At 66.6% G+C, this 21,344-nt stretch carries 16 protein-coding genes and 2 pseudogenes; 8 read left to right on the top strand and 10 right to left on the bottom strand.

Translation table 11 applies throughout. From position 1 onward, the window contains the following. Both LQ144_RS20710 and LQ144_RS20705 read left to right on the top strand, forming a co-directional pair. Positions 1 to 496: pseudogene (locus LQ144_RS20710) on the top strand (peptidase M24); the annotation flags it as partial. A gap of 379 nt (positions 497 to 875) precedes the next feature. Next, positions 876 to 3,239: a bifunctional SulP family inorganic anion transporter/carbonic anhydrase gene (locus tag LQ144_RS20705; RefSeq protein ID WP_230121028.1), complete on the top strand. Its 2,364-nt coding sequence runs from the start codon at positions 876 to 878 to the stop codon at positions 3,237 to 3,239. A gap of 25 nt (positions 3,240 to 3,264) precedes the next feature. Here LQ144_RS20705 and LQ144_RS20700 read toward each other — a convergent pair. From LQ144_RS20700 to LQ144_RS20690, 3 genes and pseudogenes are all read right to left on the bottom strand, one after another. Then, a pseudogene (locus LQ144_RS20700) lies at positions 3,265 to 3,563 on the bottom strand (dihydrodipicolinate synthase family protein); the annotation flags it as partial. Then, positions 3,560 to 4,576, bottom strand: a complete 1,017-nt coding sequence (locus LQ144_RS20695; protein ID WP_230121026.1) for an NAD(P)-dependent oxidoreductase — start codon at positions 4,574 to 4,576, stop codon at positions 3,560 to 3,562. The pseudogene LQ144_RS20700 and the gene LQ144_RS20695, both read right to left, overlap by 4 nt. A 28-nt stretch (positions 4,577 to 4,604) precedes the next feature. Then, positions 4,605 to 6,131, bottom strand: a complete 1,527-nt coding sequence (locus tag LQ144_RS20690) for a Gfo/Idh/MocA family oxidoreductase (RefSeq protein ID WP_230121025.1) — start codon at positions 6,129 to 6,131, stop codon at positions 4,605 to 4,607. 185 nt (positions 6,132 to 6,316) lie between these two features. Between LQ144_RS20690 and LQ144_RS20685 the strand changes: the two genes are divergently transcribed. Next, positions 6,317 to 7,330, top strand: a complete 1,014-nt coding sequence (locus LQ144_RS20685; protein ID WP_230121023.1) for a LacI family DNA-binding transcriptional regulator — start codon at positions 6,317 to 6,319, stop codon at positions 7,328 to 7,330. A gap of 21 nt (positions 7,331 to 7,351) precedes the next feature. Here the strand turns inward: LQ144_RS20685 and LQ144_RS20680 are convergent, their stop codons facing one another. Continuing rightward, a complete protein-coding gene (locus LQ144_RS20680) occupies positions 7,352 to 7,942 on the bottom strand; it encodes a TetR/AcrR family transcriptional regulator (RefSeq protein ID WP_230121021.1) in 591 nt (196 codons plus the stop codon). Between the two features lie 121 nt (positions 7,943 to 8,063). On the opposite strand from LQ144_RS20680, the gene LQ144_RS20675 reads away from it, so the two are divergent. Together LQ144_RS20675 and LQ144_RS20670 are read left to right on the top strand one after the other, a co-directional pair. After that, positions 8,064 to 9,344, top strand: a complete 1,281-nt coding sequence (locus LQ144_RS20675) for an MFS transporter (protein ID WP_230121019.1) — start codon at positions 8,064 to 8,066, stop codon at positions 9,342 to 9,344. Next, complete coding sequence (locus tag LQ144_RS20670; RefSeq protein ID WP_230121018.1) at positions 9,345 to 11,885, top strand: glycoside hydrolase family 3 C-terminal domain-containing protein; 2,541 nt, start codon at positions 9,345 to 9,347, stop codon at positions 11,883 to 11,885. Positions 11,886 to 11,978: 93 nt separating this feature from the next. On the opposite strand, the gene LQ144_RS20665 is transcribed toward LQ144_RS20670, so the two are convergent. Beyond that, positions 11,979 to 12,674, bottom strand: a complete 696-nt coding sequence (locus LQ144_RS20665; protein WP_230121016.1) for an FCD domain-containing protein — start codon at positions 12,672 to 12,674, stop codon at positions 11,979 to 11,981. Positions 12,675 to 12,754: 80 nt separating this feature from the next. On the opposite strand from LQ144_RS20665, the gene LQ144_RS20660 reads away from it, so the two are divergent. After that, positions 12,755 to 14,086, top strand: a complete 1,332-nt coding sequence (locus tag LQ144_RS20660) for an alpha-hydroxy-acid oxidizing protein (RefSeq protein ID WP_290369798.1) — start codon at positions 12,755 to 12,757, stop codon at positions 14,084 to 14,086. Positions 14,087 to 14,106: 20 nt separating this feature from the next. On the opposite strand, the gene LQ144_RS20655 is transcribed toward LQ144_RS20660, so the two are convergent. Together LQ144_RS20655 and LQ144_RS20650 are read right to left on the bottom strand one after the other, a co-directional pair. Next, positions 14,107 to 14,760 carry a metalloregulator ArsR/SmtB family transcription factor gene (locus LQ144_RS20655; RefSeq protein WP_230121014.1) on the bottom strand — a complete coding sequence of 218 codons (654 nt, stop codon included), beginning with the start codon at positions 14,758 to 14,760 and terminating at the stop codon, positions 14,107 to 14,109. A 76-nt stretch (positions 14,761 to 14,836) separates the two neighbouring features. After that, entirely contained in the window at positions 14,837 to 16,048 is a 1,212-nt protein-coding gene (locus tag LQ144_RS20650; protein WP_230121012.1) for an acetoin utilization protein AcuC, read from the bottom strand. A 120-nt stretch (positions 16,049 to 16,168) separates the two neighbouring features. Between LQ144_RS20650 and LQ144_RS20645 the strand changes: the two genes are divergently transcribed. Beyond that, the gene (locus tag LQ144_RS20645) at positions 16,169 to 17,602 is read left to right on the top strand and encodes a potassium transporter TrkG (protein ID WP_230121010.1); all 1,434 of its coding nucleotides are present in this window, start codon (positions 16,169 to 16,171) and stop codon (positions 17,600 to 17,602) included. Next, positions 17,595 to 18,281 (top strand): TrkA family potassium uptake protein, encoded by a 687-nt coding sequence (locus tag LQ144_RS20640; protein WP_230121008.1) that lies wholly within the window; start codon positions 17,595 to 17,597, stop codon positions 18,279 to 18,281. The genes LQ144_RS20645 and LQ144_RS20640 overlap by 8 nt, the downstream gene beginning before the upstream one ends. 179 nt (positions 18,282 to 18,460) lie before the next feature. Here the strand turns inward: LQ144_RS20640 and proC are convergent, their stop codons facing one another. The 3 genes from proC to LQ144_RS20625 all read right to left on the bottom strand — a co-directional run bounded on the left by proC (position 18,461) and on the right by LQ144_RS20625 (position 21,313). Beyond that, complete coding sequence (proC, locus tag LQ144_RS20635; RefSeq protein WP_230121007.1) at positions 18,461 to 19,294, bottom strand: pyrroline-5-carboxylate reductase; 834 nt, start codon at positions 19,292 to 19,294, stop codon at positions 18,461 to 18,463. Between the two features lie 496 nt (positions 19,295 to 19,790). Continuing rightward, positions 19,791 to 20,783 carry a Ppx/GppA phosphatase family protein gene (locus LQ144_RS20630; protein WP_230120999.1) on the bottom strand — a complete coding sequence of 331 codons (993 nt, stop codon included), beginning with the start codon at positions 20,781 to 20,783 and terminating at the stop codon, positions 19,791 to 19,793. Positions 20,784 to 20,863: 80 nt separating this feature from the next. Beyond that, positions 20,864 to 21,313: an SseB family protein gene (locus LQ144_RS20625; RefSeq protein ID WP_230120997.1), complete on the bottom strand. Its 450-nt coding sequence runs from the start codon at positions 21,311 to 21,313 to the stop codon at positions 20,864 to 20,866. Positions 21,314 to 21,344 lie beyond the last annotated feature (31 nt).

The following is a 21,344-nucleotide window of genomic DNA, read 5'->3' as shown; positions in this document are numbered from 1 at the left end:
GCCCAAAGCTTCGTCGCTTACCGATTGGCCGCAGGGCAATGCTGGTGGCCTGCGCCAGGCGTGACGGCCTCGTGGCCAATGCGACCCGCTGTGTCCGCTTCGATGCGTCCAGCCCCGAGGAACGGGACGCTGAGGCCAGAATCGCTGCAGTCGACGCGGACGTCTTCGCTACCACGGTGCCAGGGGGCCGGGCTGGCCGGCATATTCACGGAAATCCAGTCGGCTTACGTCCGCCACGGCTTCGGTCCGGAGCAGTGGGAACTGCATCACCAAGGCGGTCCGGCAGGGTATGCCGGGCGCGATCCGGGTCACGGCAGGCGCAGGGTATGCCGTGGTGGTCAACCAGCCCTTCACTTGGAACCCGTCCGGTCCGGGCGTGAAAATCGAGGACACCATCCAGCTGACCGGCAACGGGCTCAATGTCCTGACTGCACACCCGCGCTGGCCGTCCGCTCCGGCTGACGGCATCGAAAGACCGCTGACGCTGCAGTTGTGAAGCTCATTTTGCGGCTGCGAGGCCAGGCACGGGCAGAATTTTTTTGCGGCGGGGAACCGTCAGATGAGCTGAATTACTAACTTGACTTGATTTTGTTCCTGAATTCCGAGGCGAAGCCCGACCATCCCCATGCGCCTACTCCTCATCTGCCGTCCACCCCGGAACCACGGCAGGAAGCCATCGGGCAAGCGATGAAGCCGCCTTCACCGAACCCGAGGTGGCGGCGCCTCTCATCACGTCAAAAGGAGCCGTTCACACTTTATTAAGCCCGGGTTTACGGCTTCACTCGGGTGTTTCTTCTCACGATGGAGACCCTTGCGGCCCTCACAGCGGCATCAATAGCGTGGACAAGGACCCGCCAAACGAGCCAAGGACTGAAATGCCCTCAACAGCCGCCACGGATCCAATCCCCCTACACACCGGAAGCCGAATTCCCCTACGAACCGTCCTCACATCCGGACTCCGCTGGGACTTGCCAGCGTCCCTGGTGGTGTTCCTCGTTGCGGTTCCGCTGTCGCTTGGCATCGCCGCGGCCTCCGGCGCCCCGGTTATGGCCGGCCTGATCGCTGCAGCCATCGGAGGCATCGTGGCCGGCACCCTCGGAGGATCGCCCCTGCAGGTCAGCGGCCCGGCCGCAGGACTCACCGTCATCGTCACCGGTCTCATCGACCAGTTCGGCTGGCCAGCCACCTGCGCCATCACCGCGGCCGCCGGAGTTCTTCAGGCCCTGCTCGGCTTTGCACGAGTTGGCCGCGTGGCACTGGCCATCGCCCCCGTCGTCGTCCACGCCATGCTGGCCGGAATCGGCATCATCATCGTCCTGCAGCAGGCGCATGTCATGCTCGGCGCCGAGGCCGGCGAATCAGCATGGCAGAACGTCAAGGCCCTTCCGTCCACCATCGCCTCGCTGGACCACCAGGCCGCTGTCCTCGGCGTCACCGTCATCCTCCTTGTGCTCGGCTGGAAGCACATGCCGGCCGCCGTGCGCCGGGTCCCCGCGCCACTGGTGGCAGTGGTCGCCGCCACGGCTCTGTCACTGCCTTTCAAGTCCGACGTCGACCGGATCACCTTTGACGGGTCGCTGCTGGACGCAGTGTCGTTGCCTCAGCTGCCGGGCGGACACTGGGGGGCCGTTGCGGTCGGCGTCATTACTATCGCCCTGGTAGCAAGCGTGGAGTCGCTGCTCTCCGCCGTCGCCGTGGACAGGATGCACCACGGCGCCCGGACGGATTTCAACCGTGAACTCCTCGGCCAGGGAGCCGCGAACGTAACGTCCGGAATGCTGGGCGGCCTGCCCGTCACTGGTGTGATCGTGCGCAGCGCGACAAACCTTGAAGCAGGGGCACGGACCCGCAAGTCGGCCGTCCTTCACGGCATCTGGGTCCTCGTCTTCTCGCTCCTTCTTGCGGGGGTTATCGAACTGGTTCCGGTGGCCGTCCTCGCAGGCCTGCTCATCATTATCGGCATGCGGCTGGTGAAGGTGGCTGACTTCAAGACCGCCCGCATGACCGGCGACCTGGCGGTGTATGCCGTCACGCTTCTCACCGTGGTGTTCGTCAACCTCCTCGCAGGCGTGCTCACCGGACTCGCCCTGGCCGTGGCGCTCGTCCTGTGGCGCGTGGTCCGGGCCAGCATCCACGCGGAACCTTTGGGCGAGAGGGACGAACGGCGCTGGCGGGTGGTCATTGACGGCTCCTGCAGCTTCCTCTCCCTTCCCCGCCTGAGCCATGTGCTGGCTTCAGTCCCGTCGGAGTCACACGTGACCGTGGAGCTTGAGGTGGACTTCCTTGATCACCCCGTCCACGACACCTTGGAGGCCTGGCGCCGGCGGCACGTCAGCAACGGCGGCACCGTGAAGATCGAGGAAAGCGGTACAGCCACACTGCACGATGCCCAGGCCGGCCCTCCGGCGCGTGGCAGCTCGCGTTCCGCCCTCCGCTGCGGCTTTGCCCCGTGGCACAGCTGGCAGCAGCATGAACGGCCGGCCCACGCGGGCGCGGCGGCCGAGGCTCCAGCTCCGCTGCGTCCGGTACTCGAGGGCGTGGACAACTACCACCGGCGCCACGCGCACCTGCTCCGTCCCCACGTGCAGGAACTGTCCACAGCCCAGAACCCCGACACCTTGTTCCTGACCTGCGCAGATTCCCGGCTGGTGCCGAACCTGATCACGAGCAGCGGCCCCGGCGACCTGTTCACCGTCCGGAACGTCGGCAACGTGGTGGGAAACGACCGGCTCGATCCCTCGGTTGAAGCAGCTCTGGACTTCGCGCTCAACGAACTTTCCGTCAGGTCCGTGGTCATCTGCGGGCACTCAGGCTGCGGTGCCATGACGGCCCTGCTGGCTGAGCCCGCAGCGGGTTGGGACACGAAGGCCGGTGACGGTCGGGAAGAGGCCGGGCGCAGCCCCGTCGACGCCTGGCTCGATCACGCCCGGCCCAGCCTGGCCGCATTCCGCGCCGGCCATCCGGTACAGGCCGCCGCGGCAAACGCGGGATATGGAGAGGTGGACCAACTGGCAATGGTCAACGTGGCCGTCCAGCTTGAGCAACTGCAGCGCCATGCCGACGTTCAGGCGGCACTCCGGTCCGGCGAGCTGCACCTCACCGGGCTGTTCTACGACATCGCCACAGCCCAGGTTCTGCAGGTCACCCCGGCCGGTATCAGCCATCTGGATCCGCTGCCGCGGAGTGACGACGGCGGTCAACTCACCGGGTCTGCAGCGGCGCCCGCGTTGAGTAGCTAAGCGTTGACTAGCTGAAGCTGAATCCAAGTCCGTCGACGCCAGCCACTTCGGCAGCCCGGGTTGCCGAAGTGGCGTGCCCCAGCGGTCCGCCCGCTCCGGCAACGACCGGCACCCGGCCGGCAACGACCTCGACGGCGGCTGCCACCACAGTGCCCACTTCGTCGATGCCCAGCGCGTGGAACTCGCCCGTGCCGCAGGCGGCGAATACTCCAGCGGGTCCGAACGGCAGCCGGGAGCTGATGTGTTCCTTCAGGACGGCCACGTCCACGGTGCCGTGGGGGCGAACGGGGTGACAGGGAAGAAAAGTACGCCGTCGAACTTCATGGTGTCTCCTTGAGTCCGGTTCCTGCCGTGGCCATGGCCGTGGGGGCCTCATCGTTGAGGCGTGGTGGGGCTGGGTTTCCTAGTGCCGGGTCACCTAGTCCTGGGTTTCCTAGTGCTGGATTTCTCAGTTCTGTCCGCCAGCTCCGTGTGGGCTCCCAGCCGAGCAGTTCCCGGGCTTTTGCGATGGAAAAGGCAGGGCGCGTGCCGGTCAGGGCTGCTGCCAGTCCGGCACTGCCGGGGAGGAAACGCGGGATGAGTTCCGCCAGGGGCTCGGTGGCGAGGGCGTCTGCCGCGCCCACAAAGAACGTCTGGCCGTTGGGGATGGAGTCCATTTTTTGCAGGAGCAGGCCCAGGAAATCGGCCACGTCGCGGGCATCGACGTAGTTGAACAGAGCGGGTGCGGCGAGAACGGGGTCGGCCAGCCGCTCGGCCAGGGTATGGCCCTGCTGGGTTGGCGCGCCCTCCCACTCCTCGGGCGAGATCACGAGACAGGGACGGAACGCGGCGTAGCGGATCCTTCCGCCCTGCGCCGCGGCAAACATCTGCACCGTCTGTTCGGCGATCAGCTTGGACAGGGCGTAGGCGTTCCAGGGTTTGGGTGTTGTGTCCTCGTCCAGCGGGAAGGCATCCGGCAGCCAGCCGGCAGGTGAACCGTAACCCAGCACGGTCGGGCTGCTCGCGGTGACGATTTTCGGGACCCCCGCCTCCGTGGCGGCGCTGAGAACGGCGTAGGCGAGCCGGGTGTTGGTGCCGAAGATGACGTCCTCCGGCGCGCTGAAAGGTACGGCAATCGCCGCGAGGTGGATGACGGCGTCGGGCGCTGAGTCCCGCAGCAGACGCAGGGCCTCCCCCGGCGCTAGAAGGTCAGCGGTGAGCTGAACGGCGCCGGCGGGCAGCCGGTTTGCGGGCACGGCGTCCCGGTCAACTGAGATGACATCGTGGCCGGCCCCGGCGAGGCCTTCGACGACGCTGCGTCCCAGACGGCCTGCGCCGCCGGTAACTAAAATCCTCATCGATTTTCCTAACTTGTGGTCCGCCGGCTCAGCGGCCGCGGTGGAGGTCCGCGCCGAGGTTGAGCTCGTCAATGCGGACGGGGAGGGACGAGGCCAGGGATTCATTTCCGGCAATGCCCACGGATACCGAGCGGAGTCCGTCCAGGTAACCGGAGGGACGGCCCAGCGGATCCGGGCCAGGACCGTTGAAAAGGTCCGAGAGGAGCAGGATGTCGCCCCCGCCGTGGCCGCCCTCGCCGTTGATGATCGGCATCTCGTAGGCAGCCTCCCAGTGGTGCTGTACCACCAGTCGCTCACCATTGCGGCGGACGGCGTCGTCCTCCTCGACCGGTGTGGCGCTTGGGTCCACCACAGTCTTCTTGCCGTTGCCGTGCAGCACGGCGGACCGCTCCACCACCTCCAGCTCGACCCGGCCTTCAGTGCCGTTGATGGCCACCCGGTACCCTTCCCAGGGGCTGTGGGCGTTGAGCGAATAGCTCAGGGTGGGCCCGCCGTCGTAATCCACCACGACCGCGAGGTTGTCCTCGATGGTGATCCCGGCGGTAAACACGTCCTGGTCACGGCGGTAGCCGTCATAGCGCTCATTCTCGTAGTAGAGCTCCCGCAGCTTTTCGTCCTCACGAAGGTCCAGGAGGAAGGGGTCGGCGCCGGCCTCACGGTCCGTGACGGCGCCGGCCTCACGGTCCGTGACGGCGCCGGTGGCTCCCGTGGCGGCGGCGCCCGTGGCCGGGATCCCGGCGTCGGGATTGCCTGCTGCGGGACTTGGGGTGCCGCGTTCCGGCCGGACGCCCAGGCCTCGTTCGGCTGCGTTCTTGTCGCCGTAGAACTTCAGGCCGCCTGAAGCAAAGACGCGCACAGGGACATCGTCGATCCACCAGTTCACGAGGTCGAAGTGGTGCGAGGCTTTGTGGATGAGGAGCCCGCCCGAGTTGGCCTTCTCGCGGTGCCAACGGCGGAAGTAGTCCGCGCCATGGACCGTGTTCAGCATCCACGAAAAGTCCACCGAAGTGACCTTGCCGAGCACTCCGCTCTGAATGACTTCTTTGAGGGCGCTGTTCCGGGGCGAGTAGCGGTAGTTGAACGTCACCACAACGTTGCGCCCGGTCTTCGACACAGCCGCGGTGATGCGCCGGCAACCTTCGGCGTCGATGGTCAGCGGCTTCTCCACCACGACGTCGGCTCCCGCCTCCAGCGCGGTGACGATGAAGTCGGCGTGCGTGTAGTCGGGCGTGGTGATGATGACCCGCGCAATGTCGTGATCAGCGATGAACTCAGCGAGCCTGGACGGTTCAAAGGTGGCCAGGGGTTCCGGCTTTCCGCCCGCCAGCTCGCTGGCCAGGTCCTGGAAATACTGCACCCGGCCCGGATTGACGTCGCTGAGGGCCACGAGTTCGGCCACGTCGGCGTGCTGGCCCAGAATGGCGCGGACATACATTTCCGAGCGGGATCCGGTGCCGACGAGGGCGAAACGGGTGCGCCCCTGGCCCTCACCCGCTGCAGCGCCGGAGGCCTCAGCCAGCGCGGGCGTTTCTCCAGCAGTATCGACGTTGACCATGGATTGCCCCTTTCCAAAGGCAGAGGTGCCAACCGGTTGACGGGCTGGCCTGGAATGGGAAGAATCGGATGAGAAAGCGTTTTCTCATTGCCTTATATGCTTTGTATCAAGTCATCAGCAGGTACGTCAACCAAATATCCGCAGCTCCGGCGGGATCTGATGTTGCCAGCCAGGGAAGGGACCACATGGGCCGGAGATCAACCACTCGGCGGATCGGCATAGCCGACGTTGCGCTGAAGGCGGGGGTGTCGCACGCGACGGTTTCGCGTGTCATGAACGGCAACCTCACGGTGGACCCTGCCATCGCTACCCGGGTCCGGGAGGCGGCCGCCGAGCTGAACTACCAGCCAAACCCGGTGGGCCGCAGCCTCGCACTGGGCAAGACCGACACCATCGGCATCGTGGTGCCGGACCTGGCCAACCCCACATTCCAGGCCATCCTCCGGGGACTCAGCAGGGCCGCTGCCCGGGACGGTTACCGCGTGCTCATCGCCGATTCCTCCGAAGTCTCCAGCGAGGAGGCCATCCTGGCCGGAGAGGCTCGACGGCGGTGCGACGGTCTGGTGCTTTGCGCACCGCGCATGGGGGATGCCGAACTCGAGGAGCTGGCGCCGTCGCTGCAACCAATGGTGCTGATCAACCGCACCACCACCGAAAGCAGGGTCCCCAGCCTCATGGTGGATTATGGCCAGGGAATCCAGGAGCTGGCCGAGCACCTCGTGGAACTAGGCCACACCCGGATTGTCTTCCTCTCAGGCCCGTCACGCAGCGCCTCCAACGCGTTACGCGTGCAAGGGCTCGAGAAATTCCAGGCCGGGCACCCCGGCATCGAACTCCAGATGATTGACGGCGGTTCAAATTTCGAGGCCGGGCACGGTGCAGTGGATGCCGTGCTGGCCAGCGGCGGCACCAGCGTGCTGGCATTCAACGACCTTGTGGCAATGGGCCTGCTCAGCGGACTGCACGAGCGCGGCGTCCGGGTGCCCGAGGATATCTCAGTGACAGGCTTTGACGACATCCAGTTCGCCAGGTACACCACCCCGCCCCTGACCACGGCGGCGGTGCCCATCACGGAGCTCGGCGCTCAGGCCTGGCACCGCCTGCGTGCGCTGATCCGCAACGAAGGCTCCCAGGATGCCGTGAATATCTTTCGGCCGCAGGTGGAGGTCCGCGGCAGTACGGGACCGGCCAAAAACTAAAAAAAACTCGGACGGGGCGAACTAGGACGCCTGCGGGGCGAGCAGGACGCCGATGAGCTCCCCGAGCCCCTGCGCCATGTCCACATTCTTGTCATACAGCCATTGCAGCTGCAGCCCGTCGAAGGCCGCAATGACCAGGCGCGCCAGGGACTCGGCCGCAACGTCCGACCGGACCTCCCCGGACTGCTGCTTGTGCCCGATATCCGCCGCGAGCTCTTCGACCAACCGGGCGTACCTGTCTTGGAAATAGCCATGGGAAGCATGCCCTGGATCATTTGCCGTAGCTGACGCCACGGCGTACAGCGTGGTCAGCCCAGGGGCGCCGCGGTTCCGTTCCGCGACGGGCACCAGCGCCGCCAGTCCGTTTTCCCCGGCGCTGCCCAGCTCCCGGCCGCGCCGGTCGCGCTCGGCGAGTACCGCCGTCAGGAGTTCCTGCTTGCCGGTGAAGTAGTGGAAGAGCGTGGCCTCCTTGACTCCCACCAGCTCCGCCACCCGCTTGAGGGCCGTGCCTTCAAAGCCTTCGGTGGCAAACACGTCGGTGGCCGTCTGGACGATCTGCTCACGGCGTTCCGCGCCTTTTGCATACGGCCCGCGGGGCTTCGTTGTAGACATTCCGCCAGTTTATTTCACGTTCGGCTATGTCACCTGAGACAAAACCTAGTCAGACTTGGTTTTTACTTGTACGCTATTTCTCGAAGACCCAACGGAGGGTCACTTTTCGTCAGGAGGCACCGTGGCCGTCACGACCATTACCCAAGATTCCGCGGCTCTGGCCGCCCCATCCCCATCACCCCGCCCTTCAGTCACCAAGGCACCGCGCGCCTACGTCATCGGCATGCCGATCGCCAGTGCGGGCCTGTGGATGGCGCTGCTCGCGCCTGCCATCGTGGTGCTCGCCATCAAGGTTTCCGAGATCACCACGCCGGACACCCGGGCTGGCGCACTGAGCCTCGTGGCCGGCGTCGGAGCCGTTGTGGCACTGCTGGCCAATCCGCTCATCGGCCGGCTGAGCGACCGCACGACGTCCAGGTTCGGCATGCGCAAGCCGTGGATCATCGGCGGTTCACTTGTCGGTCTGGGTGCGCTGTTCCTCCTGGGTGCGGCTGCGGACGTGTCCGGGGTGCTGGTGGCCTGGATCGTGGCGCAGCTCGGTTTCAACGCGGCACTGGCCGCGCTCGTGGCCACACTTCCTGACCAGGCCGCACCCCAGGAGCGTGGCCGGCTGTCCGGCCTGATCGGTATGACCCTGTCCATCGGACTCGTGTCCGGTGCCTACTTCGCGCAATTGTTCGAGAACGCCTTCCAGATGGCCATCGTCCCGGGCATAGTGGGCACGGCAGTGGCGATCGGATTCGCCTTCACCTTCAAGGACCGCGTCCTCACCGAGAAGCCCGCGCCTCTGAACCTGAAGGAAGTGTTGGGATCCTTCCACTTCAACCCCCGCATCCATCCCGGCCTCGGCTGGGCCTGGCTCACCAAGTTCATGGTCTACGTGGGCTACTGCGCCGCACTGCTGTACCTTCCCTATTTCTTTGCCGACCAGCTCCACGTTGCAGAGGAGAGCATCGCCAGCCTGGTGTTCCAGGCAACCCTCGTCAGCTCGGCGGGCACCGTGGTCACGAGCCTTGCCGGAGGATGGATCAGCGACAGGATCGGCAAGCGCAAGGCCCTCGTCATCGCCTCCGCCCTCATCATGATGACGGGCCTCATCATCATCGCCACGAGTTCCAGCACAGACCAGGTCATGGTGGGACAGGCAATCGTCGGCCTGGGCCTCGGTTGCTTCGGTGCCGTCGACGTCGCCCTGATCGCCGACCTGCTTCCCGGCACACAGACTGAGAACGCCAAGACCTTCGGCGTCTTCAACATCGCCCAGGCACTCCCCCAGTCCCTTGTTCCGGCTGTCGCCTTCCCCGTCATCGCGCTCGGCGGCTACACAGCACTGTTCCTCGGCGGTGCCGTCGTGGGAATCATCGGCGCCGTCCTCGTAACCCGCATCAAAGGAGTCAAGTAAATGAACCCCACACTCTCGACGCAGAAGCCCGGCGCATCCGACGAGTCTGCAGCCAGCCCCGCAGACGCGCCGCTGGACGCACCCTTGGACCCGTCCGCCGAGGCCCGCCTGCGCGAGCTCGCAGCAAGCCTGAGCCTGGAGCAGCAGGTCAGGCTCCTCACCGGCGCGGACGTCTGGTCCACTCACGCCCTGCCGGAAATCGGCCTCAAACGCATCGTGCTCTCCGACGGCCCTGCCGGTGTCCGCGGCGAAGACTTCGACGAGCGGCACGATTCCGTCTCGCTGCCGTCGTCGTCCGCCCTTTCCGCAACCTGGAGCGTGGACGTGGCCCGCCGCTACGGCCAGGTGCTGGGCCAGGAGGCGCGTCGCAAGGGCGTCCACGCCGTGCTCGGCCCCACCATTAACCTGCACCGCTCACCGCTGGGCGGCCGGCACTTCGAGTGCATGAGCGAGGACCCCCGCCTGACCGCCACCATGGCCGCCGGCTACGTGTCCGGGGTGCAGTCCATGGGCGTCGGCGCTACCCCGAAACACTACCTGGCCAACGAGGCCGAAACTGAACGATTCACGTCGGACTCCGTAGTGGACGAGCGCCCCCTCCGCGAGCTGTATCTTGCCGCCTTCGAGGACGCCATCACCGAGGCCCGCGCCTGGCTGGTCATGAGCTCCTACAACTCCATCAACGGCACCACCGCAAGCGAGAACAAGCTCCTCGAAACACCGCTCTCCACCGAGTGGGGCTTTGACGGCGTCGTGGTCTCCGACTGGACCGGCGTCCGGTCCGTGGCTGCTGCGAACGCGCACCAGGACCTCGAGATGCCCGGACCGGTGGGCCACTGGGGCGCAAGACTGATTGCCGCCGTACACGACGGCCGCGTCAGCCGGGAGGCGATCCTGGAAAAGGCCACGCGGATCCTGCGCCTGGCCGCCCGTGTCGGTTCGCTTGCGGGCTTCGAGCCCGCCGTCACGGAGTTCCCCCGAGCGCTCGACGGCGCCCAGGTGGCCCGCGAGGTGGCCGTCCGCGGTGCTGTGCTGGTCCGCAATGAAGGCGGCCTCCTCCCCCTCGACGCTGCGTCGTTGACCAGCGTGGCGGTGATCGGCCACAACGCCGAAGAGGCCCGAACGCAGGGCGGCGGCAGCGCCACGGTCATGCCCAGGTACAACGTCTCACCGCTGGAAGGCCTCCGAAAGGCATTGCCGGGCGATGCTGCCGTCACCTTTGCACGCGGCGCCAAGGTTGCCGAGGGAATCCAGCCGTTTGCCCGGAGGCCGCTGCACAATCCGGTCAGCGGCGTCCCGGGGATGCGCGTGACCTTCCTTGACGCCGACGGCAGGGAGATCTCCGGCGAGGACCGGCTGGCCTCGCACCTCATCTGGTTCGGCGTCGGCATTCCGGACGGCACGGCCTTCGTCCGGATGCAGACCGAATGGACTGCTGAAACTGCCGGCACCCATCACGTGGGCGTGGGCACGGTAGGCCGCATCCGGCTGTCGGTCGACGGCGCGGACGTGTTCAGCGGAGAACTGGAGGACGACACCGATGTCCTCGGAGCCGCCCTCTTCGATCCGCCCCAGACAGTTCATGCCATCGAGACCACGGCGGGCCAGCGCACGGCCATCGAGGCTCTCTATGAGTTGCCGCAGCAGCAGGAGATCCCGCTCATCGCCATCCTGCTCGGCGAGGAAACCGTCGTCGATGATCCCCAGGCGGAGATCCGGGCCGCAGTCGAAGACGCCCGCACCTCGGACGTCGCCGTGGTGGTTGTGGGCACCAACGCGGCCATAGAGTCCGAGGGATTCGACCGCAAGGACCTGGACCTGCCGGGTCACCAGAACGAGCTCGTCGAAGCTGTGGCCGCCGTCAATCCACGCACCGTTGTGGTGGTCAATTCCGGTTCTCCCGTGCTGATGCCGTGGATCGACAAGGTCGGCGCTGTGCTGCTCGGCTGGTTCGGCGGCCAGGAGTTTGGCTCCGCGGTGGCGGACATCCTGCTCGGCAAGGAGGAACCAGGCGGCCGCCTGCCCACCACCTGGCCCGCCGCGGTTGAGGACGTGCCGGTTCTCAACACCACACCCGTGGACGGCAAGGTGGTGTACTCCGAGGGCATTCACGTCGGATACCGCGCCTGGCTCAAGCAGGAAGCCGCCGGCGGTGCCGCGCCCCTGCTGCCGTTCGGCTTCGGCCTGGGCTACACCGCGTTCGAGCTTGGCCGTGCGCACGCGCCGCAGTGCGTTTCCGCCGGCCAGAACGTGGTGGTCAACATTCCGGTCCGCAACACCGGAGCCCGGACGGGCCGCGAAGTGGTGCAGGTCTACATTGCCCGTGCGGACTCCGCAGTGGAGCGCCCGGTCCGCTGGCTTGCAGGCTATGCCGGGACGCATCTGGCCGCCGGCGGCACAGGCAGCGTCGAGGTCCGGATCCCCGCCAGGGCGTTCGGCCATTACGACGGCGGATGGCAGTTTGAGCGCGGGGCGTTCCGGCTGCTGGTGGGCCGGCACGCGGCCGACGACTTCCAGGAGCTGGAGATCGAGGTCCGCTAGCCAGCCCTTCCCTGCCATGACAATTGGCGGCAGTGTCCGTCGTGAACACTGCCGCCAACTGCCTTCTGGGCGAGCTGCTTTATGGGCGAGCTGTCAGCCGTGGCCGCGCCCAAGGCCGGATTCTTTGTAGTACCCCTCGATGTGGGCGGCAACCAGCTCAGCTGCGCGGCCGCCGTCGCCGTTCCTGATGGCTTCCAGAATCTCCCTGTGCTCCGAGCGCAGCCGGGCAGCGGTTGCATCCCAATCGGGAAGGTTCGCCGTCAGCTTCGCGGCGTAGCCCTGGATGGCTTCGCGCAGGGACCCCATCATGGCGCTGACCACGGCGTTTCCTGCGGCGTCGGCGAGCGCAATGTGGAAGCGGACATCGAGGGCCAGGAATTCGTCCACTCCCGGTCCGGCGGAGTCCATGTCATCGAGCAGTTCTGAAGCGTGAAGGAGCTCCGGGGCATCAGGCTTCGCCCGGGCCGCAGCCCAGGACTCAAGCAGCACGCGGGTCTCCACGACGTCTGACACCGGCAGGTGCTGGGTGGCCACGTGCAGCCGCAGGGCCGAGCCAAGCGCCGCAGTCGGGTCGGAAATCACCACCGTCCCGGCCTCGGGTCCCGAGCCGACGCCGGCGCGCACCACGCCCATGGCCTCCAGGATGCGGATGGCTTCCCGGACCGAGGTCCGGGACACGCCGAGCTGCTCGGCCAGGCTGCGCTCCGCAGGGAGGCGCCCGCCCACCGCGAGCTGCCCGCCCGAGAGCTGGTCCTCGATCCACTGCATGACAAGTTGGTGCGTGCGCATGCGCCCATCCTAGTTGATGTGGTTGGACCACATGGACTAGAGTGTGGTCCAACCACATGATTCCGCACTCGGAGGCAGCAATGACGCAGACAGTTGAATCGACCAATCCGAAGGCACCCACCACGCCGAAGGAAACGGCGCCAGCGGGCACGGAGGTCAGTACTCCTAAGGCTCCCCGCATACCCGATGCCCTCAAGCGCCGGGTGCCCAAGTATTCGGACCTTGCCCCGCTGATGCAGTTCAAGAAGCCCGAGTTCAGCAAGGCGGCACGGCTCAACAGGGCAAGCACCATCTGGGAACTCCGCGATATTGCAAAGCGCCGCACGCCCAAGGCCCCCTTCGACTACACCGACGGCGCGGCTGAAGCCGAGATCACCCTGCGCCGCGCCCGCGAGGCTTTCCTGAACATCGAGTTCCGCCCGGGCATCCTCCGGAATGTTTCCAGCATCGACCTGGGCACCGACATTTTGGGCAAGCCCTCACGGCTCCCGGTCGGCATCGCCCCCACCGGCTTCACCCGGATGATGCAGTCTGAAGGCGAATACGCCGGCTCGCAGGCAGCCGAAGCCGCCGGCATCCCCTACACGCTGTCCACCATGGGCACCGCGTCCATTGAGGACGTTGCCGAGGCGGCGCCCAACGGGCGCAACTGGTTCCAGCTGTACCTGTGGACGGACCGGGACCGCTCCCTTGAGCTGATCGAGCGGGCTGCCAGGGCTGGCAACGACACCCTCATGGTCACCGTGGACACCGCCGTCGCCGGCGCCCGGCTCCGTGACGTCCGCAACGGGATGACCATCCCGCCGGCACTGACACTGAAGACCGTGCTGGATGCCTCCTACCGTCCGGCCTGGTGGTTCAACTTCCTCACCCACGAGCCGCTGACGTTCGCCTCGCTCTCCCGCTACACGGGCACGGTGGCTGACCTGATCAACTCGATGTTCGACCCCACCCTGACCTTCGAGGACCTCGACTGGCTCCGCGAGACGTGGAAGGGCAAGCTCGTGGTCAAGGGCATCCAGACCGTGGATGACGCGCGCAAGGTAGTGGACCACGGCGCCGACGGCGTGATCCTTTCGAACCACGGCGGGCGCCAGCTGGACCGGGCGCCCATACCGTTCCACCTGCTCCCGGACGTCAAGGAAGCCTTCACCAAGGACAACAGTGACGCCGCGATCATTCTCGACACCGGGATCATGAGCGGCGCGGACATCATTGCAGCTCTGGCCCTCGGCGCGGACTTCACTTTGATTGGCCGCGCCTACCTGTACGGGCTCATGGCGGGCGGCCGGGCCGGAGTGGACCGCGCCCTCCAGATCCTGGAAAAGGACATGACCCGGACGATGGCCCTCCTCGGGGTCAACAAGCTCTCAGAACTTACCCCGGACCACGTGCGGATCCTCGGCAAGTAAGCCGCCCGCCAGCCCTTGGGCTATTTCTTGCGGCCGAACTTCGGCAGGTTTGCCAGGAGGTCGGCCGCCTTCTTCGCACCGCGGCCCACGGTGCGTCCGATCTGCTGCGGAACGGTGTCGTCGTGGGCGGGGCCCCCTGGAACCACGACGGCGGGGCTCAGCTGCCCGTGGGCGGGTCGCCCGGGTGCGTCGAGGGCAGGTTCTGCAGCGCCGGCCGCTGTGCCGGCGGGACCGGCCGCGGCGGAACCGGCGGCGGCAAAGGCTTCCGGGACGACCGTGGCCGGAGCAGCCGCCGGCGAGGCGGCGGCACGGGCAGTTCCGGCGCTCTGGGGCAGCGCGTTCGCGCGCTGCGGTTCCTCGTCGGACCCGCCGTGGGCCGTGGTCTCGGGCGACGTGGCCGCGGCGGCCGACGGGCCGACGTCGAAGGTTTCCAACCAGCTGGCGATCCCCGCCAGCGGTTTCGGGTTGAGCGCGTAGTAGCGTTTCTGGCCCTGCGCGCGCATGCTCACGAGGTCGGCCTCGCGCAGCACCTTGAGGTGTTTGGAGATGGTGGGCTGGCTGGCGGCGAGCTCCTCGACCAGCTCCCCCACTGCTTTGTCCCCCTCGCGGAGGGACGCGAGAATGTCACGCCGTGTTGCCTCAGCAATGACGGCAAATACGTCGTCTGTCACCATGAGTCCAACCCTAGCGACATATACGCCGGATGGCATCTACTATTTCGCCCATCCGATGGCTCATGTCCGAGCCGTCTCAGTCGAACCAGGGATCCAGGCCGTACAACGGGAACACTTCCTTGCGGGTGGCCATCACGGTGCGGTCCACGTCGTCGTTGGGATCGAACCCGACCTCCCACGACCGCCACCAGACGTCAGCGTCGTCGCCCATGAACGCGGGGGCTGCAGTGCCGTACCGCTCGTGGACGTACGTCCGCCACGCTTCCGGCACCGGCGTGCGCAAAGGCACGGGGCGGCCCGCGGCGATGCCGATCAGGTGGCTCCACGTCCGCGGCACCACCCCGGTGATGTGGTACCCGCCGCCGCCGGTGGCAATCCAGCGGTTGTCGCAGTGGCGCGCGGCGAGGTTCCCGACGGCGGTGGCCGCCTCGCGCTGGCCGTCCACGCTGACGTTGAGGTGCGTCAGCGGATCCAGGCGGTGGGAGTCGCAGCCGTGCTGGCTCACGATCACGTCCGGTTCAAAGGCCCCGACCAGCTGGGGAACCACCGCGTGGAACGCGCGAAGCCAGCCGGCGTCGCCCGTGCCGGCCGGGAGGGCAACGTTAACGGCGCTGCCCAGGGCGTTCGGGCCGCCGATCTCGTTGGCGAAGCCGGTGCCTGGGAAGAGCGTCATCCCCGTTTCGTGCAGGGAGATGGTGAGGACCCGGGGATCGTCCCAGAAAATGCTTTGCGTCCCGTCCCCGTGGTGGGCGTCGACGTCGATGTATGCCACGCGCTGCACGCCGCCGTCGAGCAGTTTCCGGATGGCGAGCGCAGCGTCGTTGTAGATGCAGAAACCGCTGGCCCGGTCGCGTGACGCGTGGTGGAGCCCGCCGCCGAAGTTCACAGCGTGCACCGCTGAGCCGTCCAGGATCGAGCTGGCCGCGAGCAGGGATCCCCCGGCGAGGCGTGCGGCGGCCTCGTGCATTCCCGCGAAGGCCGGGTCATCCTCGGTGCCCAGCCCGTGGGCCTCGTCAGTGGCTGTGGGATCTTCGCTGACGCGGCGGACCGCCGCAACGAACTCGGGGCTGTGGACAGTGGTCAGCTCGCCGTCATCGGCAAGCTCCGGGGCCGCCAGCCTGACGTGCGCAAGGTCCAGCAGGCCCAGGCTCCGGGCCAGCCGTTCGGTGAGCTCAAGCCGCTCCGGCGCCATCGGGTGGCCCGGACCAAAGTTGTACGCCGTCATGGCGGCGTCCCATACCACCGTCGTTGGCAGTACGGGGAGGCTGAGTCCGGGCAGGAAAGTCATCACTCACAGGCTACCCGAGCGGGGTTACCGCCGCGGCGCTCCGCGCCCGGCCCGGCCATATGGCGGACTTTAGTGGTTTACTACTGGAGGAAGCAGATTCAACCGAGGAAAAAGCCACACATGACGCAAAGCCAGTCGAGGTCCAAGAGCCCGGCCAACTGGCAACCCGCAGCGCCGGAGCGGGACGGCCTGTGGATCTTCACCGGTATTCGCGACTTTATCGACAACATCGCCAACACCTCCCCCGCGCGCCTGGCTCTCACGGCGTTCTTCGTGGTCATCGTGCTCTTCACCGGCCTGCTGTCCCTGCCGGCGGCGTCGGCCACGGGCGAGTACACCCCGCTCCACCAGGCCCTGTTCACCGCCGTCTCGGCCGTGTGCGTGACCGGCCTGACGGTGGTTTCGACAGCGGCCCATTGGTCGTTCTTCGGGCAGCTCGTCATTCTGGTGGGCATCTTCGTGGGCGGCCTCGGCACCCTGACGCTGGCCTCGCTGCTGGCACTGATGGTGAGCAAAAAGCTAGGCGTCCGCGGAAAGCTGATCGCCCAGGAGGCGATGAACAACGCAGGGCGCCTGGGCGAGGTGGGCACGCTGCTCCGGATCGTGATCACCACGTCCGTGGTCATCGAGGGCACGCTGGCACTGGCCCTCGTTCCACGGTTCCTCACTCTCGGTGAACCGTTCTGGCAGTCCGTCTGGCACGGCGTCTTCTACTCGATCTCGGCCTTCAACAACGCCGGCTTCACCCCGCATTCGGACGGCATCGTCCCCTACGAGACGGATCTCTGGATCCTTATCCCACTCATGCTTGGCGTGTTCATGGGCAGCCTGGGCTTCCCCGTGGTCATGGTCCTGCAGCAGAACGGCCTCAACTGGAAGAAATGGAACCTGCATACCAAGCTGACCATCCAGGTGTCGTTTATTCTGCTGGCGGCCGGAACGGTCCTGTGGGGCCTCATGGAGTGGGACAACGCCCGGACCATCGGGGGGATGGACATCGGGGACAAGATCACCCATGCGCTGTTCGCCTCCGTCATGACACGCTCCGGGGGCTTCAACCTCGTGGACCAGAACCACATGGAGTCCACCACTAAACTGCTCACCGATGCGCTCATGTTCGCCGGGGGCGGTTCCGCCTCCACGGCGGGCGGCATCAAGGTGACCACCATTGCCGTGATGTTCCTGGCCATCGTGGCAGAAGCCCGCGGTGACGCGGACGTCAAGGTTTACGGCCGGACCATCCCCCAGGGAACCATGCGCGTGGCCATCTCCGTCATCGTCGCAGGCGCTACCCTGGTTTCCGTCTCCGCTTTCCTGCTGCTGCACATCAGCGGGGCGACACTGGACCGGGTGCTGTTCGAGACCATTTCCGCCTTCGCCACCGTGGGCCTCAGCACGAACCTCAGCGCCGAACTCCCGCCGTCGGGCGTCTACGTGCTCTCCGCCCTGATGTTCGCCGGCCGCGTCGGCACCGTCACGCTTGCCGCTGCCCTGGCCCTGCGCCAGCGCAGCCAGTTGTACCACTACCCGGAAGAGAGGCCGATCATTGGCTAATTCGTCAGGGGCCGTCAACCGGCCCGCCCACAATGCTCCCGTTCTGGTGATCGGGCTGGGCCGCTTCGGCTCCTCCACTGCCGAGCAGCTGGTCAAGCAGGGCCGCGAGGTGCTGGCGATCGAGCGCGACCGGTCCCTGGTGCAGAAGTGGGCGCCGGTCCTCACCCATGTGGTGGAGGCAGATGCGACCAACATTGACGCGCTCCGCCAGCTCGGCGCGCAGGAGTTCAGCTCTGCTGTCGTCGGCGTGGGCACATCCATTGAATCCTCGGTGCTGATCACCGTGAACCTCGTGGACCTGGGCATCGAGCACTTGTGGGTCAAGGCCATTACGCCGTCGCACGGCAAGATCCTCACCCGGATCGGCGCCAACCACGTCATCTACCCCGAGGCCGACGCCGGGGTCCGTGCCGCGCACCTCGTGTCAGGCCGCATGCTGGACTTCATTGAGTTCGATGACGACTTCGCGATCGTCAAGATGTACCCTCCGCGCGAAACCGTGGGCTTCACCCTGGACGAATCCAAAGTCCGTTCCAAGTATGGCGTGACCATCGTGGGCGTGAAATCTCCCGGCGAGGACTTCACCTACGCGCGCCCGGAGACCAAAGTGTCTTCCCGCGACATGCTGATCGTGTCCGGGCATGTGGACCTGCTGGAGCGCTTCGCCGCACGGCCGTAGCCGATGGCAGGACGCACCGGACCGGTCACTGGACGCGCCATCGCAGGATGGACCTGACCCCGGCAGAATCACTTCCCAAATGCACAAACCCGGGCACCGTGGTGCCCGGGTTTGTGCATTTCTGCTGCCGCGGTGCGTGGCCGCGTGTGTGTGCTGCCGGCTTAGCCGAGCTGCTTGGCCTAGCCGAGCTGCTTGGTCATCTCGGCGGCCCGGTCCGCCGCGGCTCGGGCCCCGGCCGCGATGATGGCCGGCATGCCCTTTTCATCGAAGGTGGCGATGGCGCGTTCGGTGGTGCCGTTGGGGCTGGTCACGGCCTTGCGCAGTGCGGACGGCTCGGCGCCGGGTTCTGCCAGCATGAGTCCCGCGCCCGCCACGGTCTCGCGGGCCAGCAGCAGCGAAAGTTCCTCGTCAAGGCCGAGCTCGACGCCGGCAGCCGCCATGGCCTCCGCGAGGTAGAAGGCGTATGCAGGGCCTGAGCCGCTGATGGCCGAGAGGGCATCCACCTGCTCCTCAGGAATTTCGACGACGGTGCCCACCGCGGAGAGGATGTCCTTCGCCTTCTGGAGCTGCTCGGGCGTGCAGTGGGTACCGGCCGACACCGAGACCACACCGCGACCCAGCCTGGCAGGAGTGTTGGGCATGGTCCGGATCACGGGCTGGCCCTGTGGCAGGGCGGCTTCAAGCTGAGCGATCGAGACAGCCGCAGCCACGCTGATGACAATGGTGTCGGGGGAAAGCGAATCGCTGATTTCGCGGGCAAGCTCGGTGATGCCCACAGGCTTCACGCCGAGGAGCACCACTGCGGAGCCCTTCGCCGCCTGTTTGTTGTTGTCAGGCTCCTCTGCACCGGCGATGGCGGTAATGCCGTGGTGGCGTTCCGCCAGTTCGGCGGCCCGCTCTGCGCGCCGGACGGTGGCCACCACGTCCATGGGATCGGTGCCGCCGTGTAGGAGGCCGCCCATGATGGCCTCGTTCATTGATCCACAGCCAAGGAATGCGATTCGGTTGCTCATGGCTCCATCATTGCAGTTCACCGCCGCGGATGCAGGCCGGCAGGATTCACAGCGAGCTCCCATGTTCACTGAAGCCTGCACACATCATTGGGTCATAACTTTGGAAGTACCTCATTGAGGGTGCGAGTGATAAGGCAAGCATGGGGATGTTTGCCTGGCACCGACGGTCTGCAGCGGTTTACCCATTTTCCTGCAGCGGGCCGCCGGTGCCTTCGCTTTTAAGCCGGCCCTGAGGGTGGCGCGGATTCCCAGCTCCCTTTCAGGTGAATCCCCCTGAACGCACATTCTCGTTCGCTAACGTCGTAAGTGCCTCACAAGGTGCGAGTGATGGAGCCGGTCCTTCGGGATCGGCGCGGCGCCGGTCGGTTGCAGGAGTGTTCCCCCAGCTCCTCTTGCAAAACCGTCCGGCGCTTCACCGCTTAAGGGCGGGGCTGCTCATGAAGGGGCAGGACAGCCCATTAGGGGCAGGCAGCTCAACCCTGCCGTGTAAAGCTGCTCAGCCGGCAGCCAGCGGCTCCGACTGCTGCGTCCCGACGTGCGGAGCAGGCTCCAGCGGGCCGTCAAAGACCAGCTGGTCCAGGCGCCGCAGGATGAGGCCTTCCCGCAGGGCCCACGGGCAGATCTTGATCTTCTTGAATTCGAACAGCTCAAGGGCAGCTTCAGCCACCAGCACGCCCGCGAGGAGCTGGTTGGCGCGCGCCTCCGAGACACCCGGAAGGTGCAGCCTGTCCTCGCTCTTCATGGCCGAGATCCGCTGGGCCCACAGTCCGAGGTCGGTGGCGTGCAGCTCGCGCTTGACATACGGACCGGCCCCGCTGGGGGCCGCCCCTGCGATCCTGGCCAGCGAACGGAACGTCTTGGACGTCCCGGCCACGACATTGGCCCTCCCGACCGCGTCGAAGCTCTTGGCCGCGGGCTTGAGGGTTGCCCGGATGTAGCGCCGGAGGTCCTTGACACTCCTGGCTGAGGGCGGATCCTCGTGCAGCCAGTCCCGCGTGAGGCGGCTGGCGCCGAGAGGCACGGACGTGGCAAGCTCCGGGAGCTCATCCTCGCCGGATGCCATCTCGAAGGAGCCCCCGCCGATGTCCAGGTTCAGGATGGTGCCCGCCCCCCAGCCGTACCAGCGGCGGACGGCGAAGAACGTCATGGATGCTTCCTCGCTGCCTGTCAGTTCCTGCAGCGTCACAGTGGTCTCGTGCTTCACCCGGGCCAGCACTGCCGGCCCGTTGGTGGCTTCCCGGATGGCCGAGGTACAGAATGCCAGCAGGTCGTCGGCCTTATGCCTCGCGGCAAACTCCCACGCCTCAAGGACGAACTCGGTCAGCTCGTGCTGCCCGGCGTCGGTGATGTTGCCGTCGCCGTCGAGATACTGCACGAGGGACAGCGGCCGTTTGTGGGAAGCGAAGGGCACGGGGCGCGCGCCGGGGTGCGCGTCCACGAGCAGGAGGTGGACAGTGTTGGACCCGATATCAAGGACGCCTAGCCGCATCCTGCCATTATTCCCCGAGGAGCAGCGGAGGCTGCAATCGGTTCAGGCACATTTCTGGCCTGCACAGACGCAGAAGGGAGCTATTCGCCTTCGAGGCCGGCGGGGTTGGTATCCGCCTCATCGGCGCGCTTGAAGTCGCGCTTGATGTTGGCGATGCCCTCGGGGTTGATTTCGAACCCATAGGCAGCCCCCGGGTTGATGACCATGCCCAGCTCGTCGCCGATGTTCGCGATGATGGCTGCACCCTGGGTCCCGAGCACATTCGGGGCCGCCTCGAGGTACTCCGGGTCGACGCGGCTTGGGTGTGAGAACACGGCCAGGACCGGCTGGCCCTCGGCGTTGCCCAGCACCAGCGGCTCAACCTGGGAATCTTCGCCTTCGAGGGCGTCGGAGCTGATGATGTAGACCTCGTTGTTGAGGAACGACAGGATGACGTCCACAGGGTTGGCGTCCTGCCGGTCCCCCTGGGCCAGCTTCTCTTCGAGGTCGTTCAGAGGCGTGGTGTCTGCGGTACCGGTCTGTTCAGTCATGTATCTACTCGATCACGTTGCGGAGCCGGGT

Source organism: Arthrobacter sp. Bi83 (assembly GCF_918698095.1).
Classification (GTDB): Bacteria; Actinomycetota; Actinomycetes; order Actinomycetales; family Micrococcaceae; genus Arthrobacter.
This window is presented reverse-complemented; position numbering and strand designations above follow the sequence as displayed.